Origin of the sequence: Cobetia sp. D5, assembly GCF_035666195.1 — a bacterium.
Taxonomy (GTDB): Bacteria; Pseudomonadota; Gammaproteobacteria; order Pseudomonadales; family Halomonadaceae; genus Cobetia; species Cobetia amphilecti.
In genome coordinates this window covers 3,920,470-3,933,635 of the sequence record NZ_CP142020.1, presented here as the reverse complement: position 1 = coordinate 3,933,635, position 13,166 = coordinate 3,920,470, and the positions used below count along the sequence as shown (strand labels likewise).

At 65.0% G+C, this 13,166-nt stretch carries 13 protein-coding genes and 1 pseudogene; 4 read left to right on the top strand and 10 right to left on the bottom strand.

From position 1 onward, the window contains the following. Positions 1–194: 194 nt before the first annotated feature. Positions 195–680, top strand: coding sequence for a tetratricopeptide repeat protein (locus U0O11_RS16280; RefSeq protein WP_043336560.1), 486 nt, complete (start codon positions 195–197; stop codon positions 678–680). A 266-nt stretch (positions 681–946) separates the two neighbouring features. After that, on the top strand, positions 947–1,447 hold the full coding sequence (locus U0O11_RS16275) for a 3'-5' exonuclease (RefSeq protein ID WP_043336558.1): 501 nt from the start codon (positions 947–949) through the stop codon (positions 1,445–1,447). A gap of 208 nt (positions 1,448–1,655) precedes the next feature. On the opposite strand, the gene U0O11_RS16270 is transcribed toward U0O11_RS16275, so the two are convergent. Next, positions 1,656–2,624, bottom strand: a complete 969-nt coding sequence (locus tag U0O11_RS16270; RefSeq protein WP_324690741.1) for an NAD(P)H-quinone oxidoreductase — start codon at positions 2,622–2,624, stop codon at positions 1,656–1,658. A gap of 212 nt (positions 2,625–2,836) precedes the next feature. On the opposite strand from U0O11_RS16270, the gene U0O11_RS16265 reads away from it, so the two are divergent. Continuing rightward, the gene (locus tag U0O11_RS16265) at positions 2,837–4,618 is read left to right on the top strand and encodes a lysophospholipid acyltransferase family protein (RefSeq protein WP_279837398.1); all 1,782 of its coding nucleotides are present in this window, start codon (positions 2,837–2,839) and stop codon (positions 4,616–4,618) included. A gap of 134 nt (positions 4,619–4,752) precedes the next feature. Here U0O11_RS16265 and U0O11_RS16260 read toward each other — a convergent pair whose 3' ends face one another. Next, the gene (locus tag U0O11_RS16260; protein ID WP_043336551.1) at positions 4,753–5,295 is read right to left on the bottom strand and encodes a TIGR00730 family Rossman fold protein; all 543 of its coding nucleotides are present in this window, start codon (positions 5,293–5,295) and stop codon (positions 4,753–4,755) included. Positions 5,296–5,644: 349 nt separating this feature from the next. Here U0O11_RS16260 and U0O11_RS16255 point away from each other — a divergent pair, with 349 nt between their 5' ends. Beyond that, positions 5,645–6,985 carry a sodium-dependent transporter gene (locus tag U0O11_RS16255; protein ID WP_279837399.1) on the top strand — a complete coding sequence of 447 codons (1,341 nt, stop codon included), beginning with the start codon at positions 5,645–5,647 and terminating at the stop codon, positions 6,983–6,985. A gap of 97 nt (positions 6,986–7,082) precedes the next feature. Here U0O11_RS16255 and U0O11_RS16250 read toward each other — a convergent pair whose 3' ends face one another. The 8 genes and pseudogenes from U0O11_RS16250 to U0O11_RS16215 all read right to left on the bottom strand — a co-directional run bounded on the left by U0O11_RS16250 (position 7,083) and on the right by U0O11_RS16215 (position 13,109). After that, positions 7,083–7,610, bottom strand: coding sequence for a DUF501 domain-containing protein (locus U0O11_RS16250; protein ID WP_279837400.1), 528 nt, complete (start codon positions 7,608–7,610; stop codon positions 7,083–7,085). Continuing rightward, positions 7,588–7,917 carry a hypothetical protein gene (locus U0O11_RS16245; RefSeq protein ID WP_043336543.1) on the bottom strand — a complete coding sequence of 110 codons (330 nt, stop codon included), beginning with the start codon at positions 7,915–7,917 and terminating at the stop codon, positions 7,588–7,590. The genes U0O11_RS16250 and U0O11_RS16245 overlap by 23 nt, the downstream gene beginning before the upstream one ends. 64 nt (positions 7,918–7,981) lie before the next feature. After that, complete coding sequence (locus U0O11_RS16240) at positions 7,982–8,461, bottom strand: aminoacyl-tRNA deacylase (protein ID WP_279837401.1); 480 nt, start codon at positions 8,459–8,461, stop codon at positions 7,982–7,984. Between the two features lie 95 nt (positions 8,462–8,556). After that, positions 8,557–8,946 (bottom strand): annotated as a pseudogene (locus tag U0O11_RS16235) (acyl-CoA thioesterase); the annotation flags it as partial. 47 nt (positions 8,947–8,993) lie between these two features. Then, positions 8,994–9,815, bottom strand: a complete 822-nt coding sequence (locus U0O11_RS16230) for a hypothetical protein (RefSeq protein WP_043336537.1) — start codon at positions 9,813–9,815, stop codon at positions 8,994–8,996. Further along, positions 9,812–10,834, bottom strand: a complete 1,023-nt coding sequence (locus U0O11_RS16225) for a zinc-binding dehydrogenase (RefSeq protein ID WP_279837402.1) — start codon at positions 10,832–10,834, stop codon at positions 9,812–9,814. The genes U0O11_RS16230 and U0O11_RS16225 overlap by 4 nt, the downstream gene beginning before the upstream one ends. A gap of 215 nt (positions 10,835–11,049) precedes the next feature. Next, a complete protein-coding gene (locus U0O11_RS16220; protein ID WP_279837403.1) occupies positions 11,050–12,591 on the bottom strand; it encodes an alanine/glycine:cation symporter family protein in 1,542 nt (513 codons plus the stop codon). Positions 12,592–12,671: 80 nt separating this feature from the next. Beyond that, positions 12,672–13,109 carry a universal stress protein gene (locus U0O11_RS16215; protein ID WP_043336528.1) on the bottom strand — a complete coding sequence of 146 codons (438 nt, stop codon included), beginning with the start codon at positions 13,107–13,109 and terminating at the stop codon, positions 12,672–12,674. Positions 13,110–13,166: the final 57 nt, after the last annotated feature.

The following is a 13,166-nucleotide window of genomic DNA, read 5'->3' as shown; positions in this document are numbered from 1 at the left end:
CAAAAACCCACAAGGCGGGCTTGAGTCCCCCCGATTGCGCGAGTATGCTTGGCGCCCCGCTGTCAGGGGAGCAGTCTTTCTAGGCCGCCCGCAAGGGCAAACTGACAGTGTTGGCAAGGAGAATAGCGTCGCGGGCTCAGGATCGGGCCAGGACACGGCGTCACCCCTCTTATTCTGTATCAAGGTTACTCGTCATGCCGCAGGCCCCAACCCTGATGACTGGACTGAAATACCGCCTGGCGGAGCGTCTGTTCCACGCCTCCTGGCTGTCCGGCTCTCAGCAGAAGCATCGTCTGACCATGCGTCTGTTCAATCACTGCGCCAATGCCGGTCACACCGGTGCGTTGTCATTGTACGGGCACATGCTGTTCCAGCGCGGCAACTCCGCTCAGGAAAAGGCCAAGGGCGCGCGTTTCGTCATCAAGGCCGCGCAGGCCGGCGACGTGCATGCCCAGTATCAGGCGGCGCGTATCTATGAGTATGGCTGTGCCCAGTATCAGAGCGATCCGGCCAAGGCCGTGACCTGGTACGCACGTGCCGCCGAGTGCCGCCATGCTCTCGCGGCCCAGCGCCTGGCGCGTGCCTATCGTGAAGGCTCCCTCGGTCTGGCGGTCTGCCCGCACAAGGCCGAGCAGTGGGAAGCCCACGCCCGCACGGGTGGTGAGGCAGACCTGCACTGAGCTGATGTACTGAACTGATGTACCAGCTGATGTGCTGCCCTCGCTGCCACTGACAACGCCCTCTTCGTGAGGGCGTTGTCGTCTCTGGCCCTCCCGCGCGCGTCTCTTGAACGTGATGCCAGCGTGATGGAGCAGATCGACCTGATGCCTGCGTTGACAGCGTCGCGCTCAGGACTCGCCAAGCAGGGGGCAATTCCCGTAACCTGAGGACATTCAACCTCTTCTCGCCCGGGCCCTGTCTGCCTGAGATACCTTGGGAGATTCGTGTGACGCTGCCTATTCTGCTCGATATTGAAGCCTCCGGCTTTGGCCGTGGTAGCTATCCGATCGAGATCGGGCTGGCGCGTGCCGACGGCAGCAGTTGCGCCTTCCTGATACAGCCTCTTGATGAGTGGGTGCATTGGGACCCGAAGGCGGAGCTGTTGCACGGCATCTCACGGGCACGGCTGGCACGCGAAGGGCGGCCAGTGCGTGAGGTGGCGCAGTGGGTCAATGATGAGCTGGGTGAGGCCGGAATCGCCTACAGCGACAGCTGGGGCTACGACAATACCTGGCTCTCGCTGCTGTTCTATCATGCCGGCATGCTGCCGCGCTTTCGTCTCGAGGCGCTCAGACGGCTGCTCGATGAGGAGCAGCTGAATTGCTGGGCGGAGCTCAAGGAAGCGGTGATCGCCGAGGGTGGCATCCAGCGCCATCGCGCCGGAGATGACGCCCGTCTGCTGCAACTCACCTGGCAGAAAGCCCAGTCGATCGGGCGTAGCGAATAAGCCTCTGCCAGGTGCCTCGGGGTCTACGCCTGGCGGCATGAGCGACACTGCTGTCAGGCCGGGTGTTGTCAGGTCAGATGTTGTCAGGCGGAGCAGTGAGCACGAGATAGCGCCAATAAAGCCAAAAAAGCGGCAGCCCAGTGGGCTGCCGCTTTTTCATGCTGCCGTTTTTTTCATGCTGCTGATGTCATCAGCGCCATGACGAGGCTCAGGCGCCCGTCACCGCCAGCAACACCTTGCCGGTGCTGGCGTTGTCCTGCACATAGGCATGCGCGGCATCGGCTTCCTGGATCGGCCAGCTCTTGTCGATATGCGGGCGCAGCTCACCCCGCGCCAGGCGCGGCCACACATGCACGTAGAGCGCATCCAGCACCATGCCCTTGCCATCGGGGGAGCGCGACCGCAGGGTCGAGCCGATCAGGCGCTGACGCTTCATCAGCATGCGACCCAGATCCAGATCATCCATGCGCCCGCCCATCAGGCCGATCAATACCATGCGGCCATCCTGTTTCAGCACCTGCTGATTGTCGGCCAGATAGCCGCCGCCCACCGGGTCGAGAATCATGTCGGCGCCGCCCCAGTCGTTCACGGCCTCCACGAAGCTGCCATCGTGGCGATTCCAGCCGGCATCCGCGCCGAGGCGCAGGCAGGTCTCCAGCTTTTCCTGGCTGCCGACGGTCACGAAGCACGGATGCCCGAACAGCCCGCACAGCTGGATGGCGGTGGTACCGATGCCGCTGGCACCGGCATGCAGCAGCACGCGCTCCTTGTGCTTGAGGTTGCCCTCGATGAACAGGTTCAGCCAGGCGGTGGCGAACATCTCCGGCAGCGCGGCGGCGTCTCGCAGGCTATAGCCCTCCGGCACCGGCAGCACCTGCAGGGCGTTGACGACCACTTCCTCGGCATAGCCGCCACCGGACAGCAGTGCACAGACCGGATCACCGACCTTGAAGCGCTCGACGTGGCGGCCGACCTCGCGAATGGTGCCACTGACCTCCAGTCCCAGGATCTGACTGGCACCTTCGGGTGGTGGATATTGGCCGGCGCGCTGCATCAGGTCGGCGCGGTTGACGCCGGCCCAGGCCACCTCGATACGCACCTCATCCGAGGCGATCCCGTGCGGGGCCTCGGTTTCCTGCCAGACCAGTGATTCATTCTCGACGGCTATCGCAAACATTCGCTCTCTCCTTGGCGTGGCAGTCGCGCTGCCTGTTCGTACGCGGATGATCTCCGTGCCGGGGCGCATCGGCCGCGGATCACGTGGGCGACTGTCATCTCACTGTACGGGGACTGTGACGCATCTGTCATGAAGTGGCGCGAACCTGACGTGATATCAAGCCCCATGATCCAGACATCGCGTTCCGCACTCCGTGCGGCCAAGGAGAGAGCATGATCGATACTGCCCGCGTCATCGCTGCCAAGTATCCTGCCTTTGCCAAGCGTCACCCGCTGATCCGGCGGCCAGCTCTGGCCATGCTGCGGCGCCTGGTGCACGAGGGCGAGATCAATGCCTTCCTCGGCGAGAACTCGGACCAGCGCGGTTTCGACTTCATTGACCGCGTGCTCGATCACTTCTCCTTCGGCTACTCGGTGTCCTCGCGGGAGCGCGAGAACATTCCGGCCTACGGGCGTGTCGTCATCGTCGCCAACCATCCGCTGGGGTCACTGGATGGCCTCGCGCTGCTCAAGCTGGTCGGCGAAGTGCGCCGCGACGTCAAGATCGTCGCCAATGACATCCTGATGAAGGTCGAGCCGCTGGCACCCTTGCTGCTGCCGCTGGACAACCTCAGTCGCCGTGGCTATCGCAAGAGCAGTGGTCAGATCTGCGATGCGCTGATGAATGAAGAGGCCGTGATCATCTTCCCGGCCGGCGAGGTCTCGCGTGCAGGCCCGACCGGGCCACGCGATGGCAAGTGGCTGTCGGGTTTCCTGCATTTCGCGCGCAAGACCAACGCGCCGGTGCTGCCTATCCACGTCAGCGGGCGCAACTCGACGCTCTTCTATGCGCTGTCGTCGATCAACCGCAGCTTCGGCACACCCCTGCTGGCGCATGAGATGTTTCGCCAGCGCGAGCGGCAGCTCAAGCTGCGCATCGGCGAGCTGATTCCGCTGGAGCGCCTCGACAGTGATGCCCTCAATACCAACGCCAAGACGCGTCTGCTGCGCAAGCACCTGTATCGCATCGGGCGCGGCAAGCGTGGCCTGTTCGTGACCGAGAAGGCCATCGGCCATCCCGAGGAGCGCCAGGCGCTGCGTGAGGAACTGACGCCCTGTGAATTGCTGGGTGAGACCCGCGACGGCAAGAAGATCTATCTGTTCGATGCCTTCCCCGGCTCCAGCGTGATGCGCGAGATCGGGCGACTGCGCGAGATCAGTTTCCGGCGGGTCGGCGAGGGCACCGGCGAGCGGCGCGATATCGATCGCTATGACGCCCACTACCGGCATCTGGTGCTGTGGGATGACGCCGATCTCGAGATCGCCGGTGCCTATCGCATCGGAGAGGTACGCAAGATCATGGCGGCACATGGCGAGAAGGGGCTCTACAGCCCGACCCTGTTCCGCTTCACGCCCGAGATGTTCGAGCGCATGCAGGACGGTCTGGAGCTGGGGCGCAGCTTCGTGCAGCCGCGCTACTGGGGGCGGCGCAGCCTCGATTACCTGTGGCAGGGGCTGGGCGCCTATCTGCGCTGTCATCCCGAGATTCGCTGGCTGTTCGGCCCGGTCACGCTCTCCAACAGCTATCCGGAGGCCGCCAGGGCACTGATCGTCAGCTACTACCGTCACTATTACGGGGATGATGAGGGGCTGGCGCGTGCGCGGGCACCGGTTGCCCAGAGCGTGCCGGGCAGCGCCGCCCATGAAGCGGAGCGCCTGTTCGATGGTCAGGACGCCGATGGCGATTTCCGCCGCCTGCGTGCCCAGCTGGATGCGATGGGTGTGACGGTGCCGACGCTCTACAAGCAGTACGCCGAGGTCACCGAGCCCGGTGGCACCCGTTTCCTCGATTTCAGTGTCGACGCCGATTTCGGTTACTGCATCGACGGCCTGGTGATGGTCGATGTCGAGCAGGTCACCGCCAGCAAGCGGGCGCGCTATATCGGCAAAACCGTTCAGCAGCAGGCCGCCTCGGAGGATGCCGTTGAGGCTGTTGGCGAGACGGCGCTGAACTGAGGTGGCGCGCTGCTGAGATAGCGCGTTGAGCTGAGACGGCCGCTCGCAGAGTCACTCCCCATGGCGCTGGCGTCATGCGCTTGATGGGGAGTGACGCGACAGCCTGTCAGGTCTCAGGCCTTACGTCTCAAGCCTTACGTCTCGGGCGCCAGTCGCTTCAGCAGGGGCGCGATCTCGCGCTCGCTGATCAGGCGTGCGCGAGTGTCCGCATCGAGGAAGCCCGCCTCGACGGTGCGGTCCAGAAACTCGAGCAGGGGCGCGAAGAAGCCGTCACTGTCGAGGACGGCGATCGGCTTGGCGTGAAAGCGCAGATACTGCCAGGTCCAGGTCTCGAACAATTCCTCCAGGGTGCCAATCCCGCCGGGCAGGGTCACGAAGGCATCCGCCAGTGCGGCCATCTGCGCCTTGCGCTCATGCATGTCCGCCACCTCGATCAAGCGCGTCAGACCGGTATGTGCCTTCTCGTTGCGTACCAGTGCCTGGGGGATCACGCCGATCACCTCACCGCCCGCTGCCAGCGCGGCATCTGCCAACGCCCCCATCAGCCCGGCGCGCGCGCCTCCGTAGACCAGTCCCCAGCCGCGCTCGGCGATGGCCGTGCCCAGGGCTTCGGCCAGTTGGCGGTGCTGTGGGGAGACGCCCTCGCGGGAGCCCAGATAGACACAGATGCGATGCATGTTGCTCTCCTGAATGTTTCTCGGCGGCGCTCACTGCTGGCTGCCGTGCCTTGATGTCATGTCCTTCCTATCCTACGCGAGTTGTGCGGCGACGCTATGACGCCGGTGAGGAACTCGGCATTGCCCCGTGGCCAACGCGGGCACGTGCTGACTTTCGGCGTTGTCGCCTGCATTCGCGGGCCTGCTCTGCTACCCTTGCCGCCCCCGCAGGCGACGGCTGGCGGGCGCTGGCGCCCCGTGAGCTTGCATCGGGATGCACCCCAACTCATCGCGACGTCGTCTTCGGCGAGCGTGGACTCATCGCGACGTCGTCTTCGACGGACGCGGAACAACAAGGCAGGAGAGGCAGATGGCGCAGGTGCGCGGACGCTTTGCCAGTCGGCTGGGCTTCTTGATGGCCGCCGCTGGTTCGGCAGTAGGACTTGGCAACGTATGGGGCTTCCCGTCCCAGACGGCCAACAACGGAGGCGGGGCCTTCGTGGTGATGTATCTGGTGCTGGCCTTCCTGCTGGCATGGCCGGCCTTGATGGCTGAGCTTGTCATCGGCCGTCATGGTCAGGCCAACATCGTCACCAGCATGAGTCTCGGTCGAGGCATCACCAAGCGCTTCGGCGCGCTGGCGGGCTGGGCGGGCATGCTGACCGCCAGCCTGATTCTGGCCTTCTATGCCATCGTCGCGGGCTGGCTGCTGGGCTATACCGCCGCACCGGTCAGCGAGGCGCTGGGCATGAGCTCCGCCGCCAGCTGGCTGACCACCTTCGACTTCACGCGCAATGTCTCGCTGACGGCGGTCTTCCTCGCGTTGACGATGGCGATCGTGGTCGGCGGCGTGCGCGGCGGGATCGAGAAGTGGTCCACGCGTCTGATGCCGCTGTTGCTGATGCTGCTGGTCGGTCTGATCGGCTACGTGCTGACCCTGCCGGGCGCCGATGAAGGCCTGAGTGTCTACCTGACGCCGCAGTGGGACCGCATCTTCGATGCCGACCTGATGCTGAGCGCGATGGGCCAGGCGTTCTTCTCGCTGTCTCTCGGCGTGGGCGCGATGCTGATCTACGGCTCCTATCTGGGGCCGGAGCAGAACCTGCCGCGTCTGGGCGTACTGGTGACGCTGATCGATGTCGGCATCGCCTTCCTCGCCGGCCTGCTGGTGATTCCGGCCATGTACGCCGCGCGTCATCTGGGCGTCGAGATCTTCGATGCCGATGGCCTGCTCAAGAGCTCGGACACTCTGCTGTTCGACACGCTGCCGGCGCTGTTCGGCCAGATGGGCGGCGCAGGTGACGTCTTGATGGTGGCGTTCTTCGCGCTGATGAGCGTGGCGGGCATCACCTCTTCCATCTCGATGCTGGAAGTGCCGGTATCCTTCGTGGTCGAGCGTGGCTGGCTGGGTCGGCGTGCCGCCACCCTGGCCGTCGGTGCCACCATCATGGCCATCAGCCTGACCATCGCCGCCAACTTCGGGGCACTGTTCGGCCTGGTGATCATGTTGACCACCCAGTACAGCCAGCCACTGGTCGCGCTGGTGATGTGCCTGCTGGTCGGCTGGGCGATGTCGCGCCATGCGCTGCTCAAGGAGATCCAGAGCGGGGCGCCGGACATCGAGTCCAGCCTGTTCTGGAAGATCTGGCCGTGGTACGTGCGCCTGATCTGCCCGCTGTGCATCGCGCTGGTCTTCGCGCACTCGCTGTAGATCTGACGCCCGTCCCAACGCAAGAAGCCCGCCAATTGGCGGGCTTCTTCGTCTTCTGTATTCAAGCCGACGGCATCGGATCGATCGTCGCCAGGGCTCAGGGCAGCTCGGACAGCACGTCGTAATGGGCATCGACCCAGTGACCGATGGCGTTGCCCTCGGCGTAGGCGAGATGCTGGGCGTACTGGGTGTGCAGGCAGCGCACTTGATTCCAGTCACGGATACCGCCGACGCCACGTTCACGCATCAGGTCGGTGAAGCCCTGGGACTCGATGGCGTTGCGCTCGGCCTCGCTCATGAAGCTCCAGCGTTCGGCGACGTAGGCCTCATGGCTGGCACGATAGCGCGCCAGCAGTTCCTCGTCGGTCTTGAGGCGTTCTTCCAGCCCCTTGATGACGCCTTCGGCCTCGATGCGTGACAGCGAGATCTTGAGGCGTTCATCGCACAGCCAGTAGAGGGTCGGGAAGGGCTTGCCGTCCACCAGCGAATGCATGCGCAGCACCAGCGGAGTGCCCTCGCCATCGGTGGCGGCCACGGCCTGGATGCCGCGCGGCTTGCGCCCGAGCTGGCGCTCGATGATCTCGAGCTCCCGTGCGTCGGGACTATGATTGGTCAGGATCACCATGCTTGCGGTCAGGCTCCAGCACACACTTGTTGGACCGGGATACGGCCCGGAAGAAAGCCTGGTTGAGCTGCTGGGGGCTCGGCACATAGCCATGCCACTCGCGCTCGCAGTAGTCACTGCCGCGCGCCATCAGCTCCGGGGCCAGACGATTGAACCAGCCATCATAATCGTAGGGGTCAAGGCCCGGCAAGCTGATGTGCGGGTAGTCGGCGAAGCGCTCACTGAACCAGTGCTCCAGCGCCGCCTCGACCTGCGCATGCAGCTCGGTCATGTCCGGGTAGATCCACTTGCTGTAGCGAATGCCCATCGGGCCTCCTCGCTGATGCGGTGCTGTGGCGGGTGCTCGTCATGGTGTGCCACGCCCGTGGCTATCATTCGTCACGGGCCAGCGGGGCGAACTGGCCATTGCCCAGCTCACACAGTAACGCGGGGGCGAGCGCTATCTCCAGTCCACGACGGCCGCCGCTGATGAAGATTTCCGCCTGCGTCGCGGCGCTGTCATCGACCCACAGTGGCAGGCGCTTCTTCTGCCCCAGTGGACTGATACCGCCAACCACATAGCCGGTGGCACGCTCGGCGGCCTCATGCGCGGCCAGCGCCGCCTTGCGTGCCCCGCAGGCGCGTGCCAGTGCCTTGAGATCGAGCGTACCGCTGACCGGCACCACGGCAACCACCAGCGGCTGACGTGCATTGCCGCCTTCCAGCTGGCAGACGAGGGTCTTGAAGACCTGGGCGGGATCAAGCCCCAGCGTGCGGGCGGCCTCTTCCCCATAGGCGGGGGCGCGTGGGTCGTGGGCATACTCGAGTGTGCGGTGCGGCTTGCCCTTGAGCAGCTTGAGCGCGGGTGTCATGCCGGCACGCTCCCTTCGGAGGTTGCGCTGTGCGTCCCGAGTGCCCGGGCGGCCTCGCGCAGGGCGGGGACATCCAGTTCGGCGCTGTCGGTGTGCTCGTGCACATGGCTGACCAGGGTCGCGCGCAGCTCGCCCTCGATGGGCAGCGACTGCTTGGCATGATGATCGAACTGCACCAGCACGCAGTGGCCACGCGCGCCGCAGACGCCGCTTTGCCACGCTTCCTGGGTCACGGTGAAGGAGCTGCCGCCGAGACGCGACAGCCAGGTGCGAATCTCCACCGGCTGGCCGTATTGCAGCTCGGCGAGGAAGTCGACCTCGATGCGCGCCATGATCAGCGGCCACTTGCGCGGGTCGAGGTCCGGCACGAAGACGCGGAACAGGTCATTGCGCGCCCACTCGAACCAGGCCGGCAGGCGCGTGTTGTTGACGTGCCCGAGGGCATCGGTGTCGTAGAAGGCCGGTTCCAGCGTCTTGAAGTACATGTCATCGCTCCTGGGCATCCATGCGGCATTTCAGCCTATCAGGAAGCTCAGGCGCTGGCTGTACGTCGTGAGGCTAGTCGACGTTGCAACGGCGTGAACACGCCCAGCCACGCCGTCGCCACGATGAAACCGAGCAGGGTGCCCAGGCCGACCCCCATGCCGGGGTAACTGAGCGAGACCACCAGCGCATAGCACAATAGCGAGCCAAGGCCGGCCGGGTAGTGCTTGATGACGGTCGCGACGGCCACTGGCCCCTGGGTGAGATGCAGAATCACCAGCAGCGGGTACATGGTGACCGGGAAGGCCGCCACCAGACCTGCCCACGAGGGCGGCAGCAGATGGGCCAGCGCGGTGATGCCGAACACGATGCCGGCGGCCAGTCCGGCGCGCGCCAGCAGCGAGACCCAGGAGAAGGGCGACTTGCGCGCCGTGCTCTCCGGTACGCCGCGATAGAGGCGCATGCACAGCACGATGGCGATCAGCGTCACGATCACGCCGCTGACACGCGTGAACTCGAACTGCGCCAGCACCAGACTGGCGAGCAGCCAACCCAGCAGGCCGCCCAGAGTGCCGTTGATGACGCCGCGCAGTCCTTGTGCGCGCCCGCATAGCCAGTAGCCGACCCCCAGCGCCAGCGTCGAGGAGAAGCCGGCCAGAGTGTAGACGGCGCTCTGGCCGGCGAACTCGGGGGAGATCTCAACGCCGATGAAGCCCAGCGTGATGGCCGTGCCGAGCGGGTAGCCGGACAGCAGCCCGGCCATGCGCGTCGAGAGGCGCTCCGCGATCAATGACAGCCCGATCACCACCGCCACCGAGATCAGCAGCTTGAGCAGTTGCAGGCCCAGCTCACCCTGAAGCGCTGCGCTCATTGGGCGGCGTCCCAGAACTGACGACGCACCAGCGAGATCTTGCCCACTGCCTTGCCGGAGGCCTGATGACGATGGGCCTCGGCGACCTCGCTGAAGTCGAACTGGCGCTCATCGAGGCGCACCTTGAATTCGCCTTCCTCGACCAGCTCCACCAGCTTGCCCAGCGCCTGGCGCTGCTGCTCATGCCCGATGCCAGCGGTCAGCGGCAGCAGGATCGACAGCACTTCCAGGCTGCGGCTGCCGGCGTGCAGCGGCGAGAGATCCACCGTGGTGCGGGCATTGATGGTCACGATGCGTCCGCCCAGCTTGCTGGCGGCGAAGCTGGCGGCCAGGTTGTCGCCGCCGACGCAGTCGAAGACCAGATCGAAGCCCTCGCCCCCCGTCAGCCGGGCCACGTAATCGGCCACGGCTTCCTCGCGGTAGCGAATGACGTGGTCCGCACCGCAGTCACGTGCCGCCCGGGCCTTGTCATCGCTGGACACCGTGGTGGCGACTTCCGCGCCGATGCAACGGGCAATCTGCAATGCCACATGGCCGACGCCACCGGCGCCGCCGTGGATCAGCACGCGTTGTCCCGCTTCCAGCTGGCCACGCTCCACCAGTGCCTGCCAGGCGGTGATGAACACTGCCGGCAACGCGGCGGCTTCCATGAAGCTCAGGCGGCGCGGCTTGCGGGTGATCAGGCGCTCATCGGCGAGCATGTAATCCGCCAGCGCGCCCGGATGAGCGGCGACACCGCCGGCGAAGCCGAGCACCTCGTCGCCGGGCGAGAAGGCCAGCACGTCATCACCGACGGCATCGATCACACCGGCCACGTCGCCGTGCAGCACGCAGGGTGCTGGCGGCAGGAGAGGCACCTGGCCGCTGGCCAGCTTGAGATCCAGTGGATTGACGCTGGAGGCAGCGACGCGAATGCGCACCTGGCCGGAGCCGGGAGTGGGCAGCGGGCATTCGGTCGCCACGAAGTCGGCATCCGGGCCGGGATTGCGCAGCACCATGGCATGCATGGAAGCGAGCATGAGACGTCCTCGTTGATACGGGTTCCGGCCAGTGTGGCCAGTGAGCGCCACACCCTACCCATTGCGCTGCGTTGCGGCAATCCGACTTGGGTGGTTTCAGCCGTCCAATGCACGGAATTGCATGATCGACAACGAAAAAGCCCCTGCCGATGGGCAGGGGCTTGGGTCATGCGGCGGCTGACGGCTGTGTCAGGCCCGCCTGGGCGTGATGGGGATCACGCGTTCTGGCGCTTGGCCTCCTTGTCGACCGGTGCGATCTCGCCGGACTTCAGCTTGGCCATGTACTGGGCCAGCTCACGCTTCACGACCGGCATCAGGTAGTAGAGGCCGATGATGTTGGCGATGGACATGGCGAAGATCATGGCGTCGGAGAAGTCGATGACCGGGCCGAGGCTCATGGAGGATCCGATGACCACGAAGGCGAGGAAGATCAGCTTGTAGACGATCTCGGAGCCCTTGCTCTCACCGAACAGGTAGGTCCAGGCCTTCAGGCCGTAGTAGGACCAGGACAGCATGGTGGAGAAGGCGAACATCAGCACTGCCAGGGCCAGCACATACGGGAACCAGGGGAAGGCGGTCTCGAAGGCGTAGGAGGTCAGCTGGACGCCGCCGAGGCCTTCGACCTGATAGGCGCCGGTGATGACGATGACCAGTGCGGTCATGGTGCAGATGACGACGGTATCGATGAACGGTTCGAGCAGGGCGACGATCCCTTCGGTCGCCGGCTGGGAGGTCTTGACGGCAGAGTGGGCGATGGCCGCGGAGCCGATACCGGCTTCATTGGAGAAGGCAGCACGCTTGAAGCCCTGGATCAGCACGCCGACGATACCGCCGCCGACCGCGACCGGTGCGAAGGCACCTTCGATGATGGCGCCGAAGGCGGCCGGAATCGCACTGAAGTTGAAGCCGAGAATGATGAGTGCCGCGATCACGTAGATGACAGCCATTATCGGCACCAGCTTCTCGGTGACACGTGCGATGGACTTGATGCCGCCGATGATGACCATGCCGACGATGGCGGCCATCACGAGACCGAATAGCCAGCCGTAGCCGACCAGGAAGCTGGCATCACCGCCGGTGACGTTGACGGCCTGCTGATAGGACTGGTTGGCCTGGAACATGTTGCCGCCGCCGATGGAGCCGCCGATGGCACAGATGGCGAAGAAGATCGCCAGAATCTTGCCCAGACCCGCCTTGCCGTTTTCCGCGAAGCCCTTGGACAGGTAGTACATCGGGCCGCCGGAGATGGAGCCATCCGCATTGACGTTGCGGTACTTCACGCCAAGCGTACATTCACAGAACTTGGAGGCCATGCCGAGCAGACCGGCCAGAATCATCCAGAAGGTCGCGCCCGGGCCGCCCAGCGAGACGGCGACTGCGACGCCGGCGATGTTGCCAAGGCCGACGGTGCCGGACAGCGCCGTGGCCAATGCCTGGAAGTGGGACACCTCGCCTTCATCCTTCGGGTCGGTGTAGTCGCCCTTGACCAGACGAATGGCATGGCCGAACAGGCGGAACTGCACGAAGCCGAAATAGAGCGTGAAGATGACGGCCGCGATGATCAGCCAGCCGACGATCAGCGGGAACTGGGTGCCGGCCACCGGCACGGAATAGAAGATGGTCGAGACGATCGGATTGACGATCGGTCCGACGATGTCACTGATGGCCTGGTCCATGCCTTCGGCACGGGCAGAGCTTGCGGCCATGAGGGCTGCCATCGCGGCAGCCCAGGGGGCCAGGGAGCGGAATCGACTCATGAGAGGTAACCTCGAAAAGCGAATTGTCGTTATTGTCTGGTGCGAATCTCTGCAGGCGGCGGGTGCGGGAGGCGCCTGTCTCAGGGAACGATGGTGACGGGCACCGAGGCCTCTTGAATCAGATGGGCGGTGACGCTGCCGAAGATGCGTGAGCGCACGCTTTCCCCCTTGCGGCCGACGATGATCTGCTCGGCATTCACTTCACGCGCCAGCAGGCTGAGGATCTCGGCGGCATCGCCGTGGCGGACACGCCCCTCGACCTGATAGCCCTCCTTTTCCAGCTCGCTGATGGCAGGCGCCAGCACACGCTCGCGGGCCAGCTTGATCTCGTTCTCACGGCGGCTGGCACGCTGGGCGTTCTCCTCCGGCGTGTTGAAGCTGTAGGGCGACCATTCGACCACGTAGCAGAGAATGATCCTGGTTTCCGCGCCCACCAGAGAGGCGACGCGCTTGGCATAGGCAATGGCACTGTCGCCGCCCGGGGTTCCATCCAGTCCGACAATCAGGGAGGTGGTCATGGAGCTTCTCCTGAAGCTTGCTGGTCGTCGTGTCGCGCCAGCGGATTCTTGTTGAAT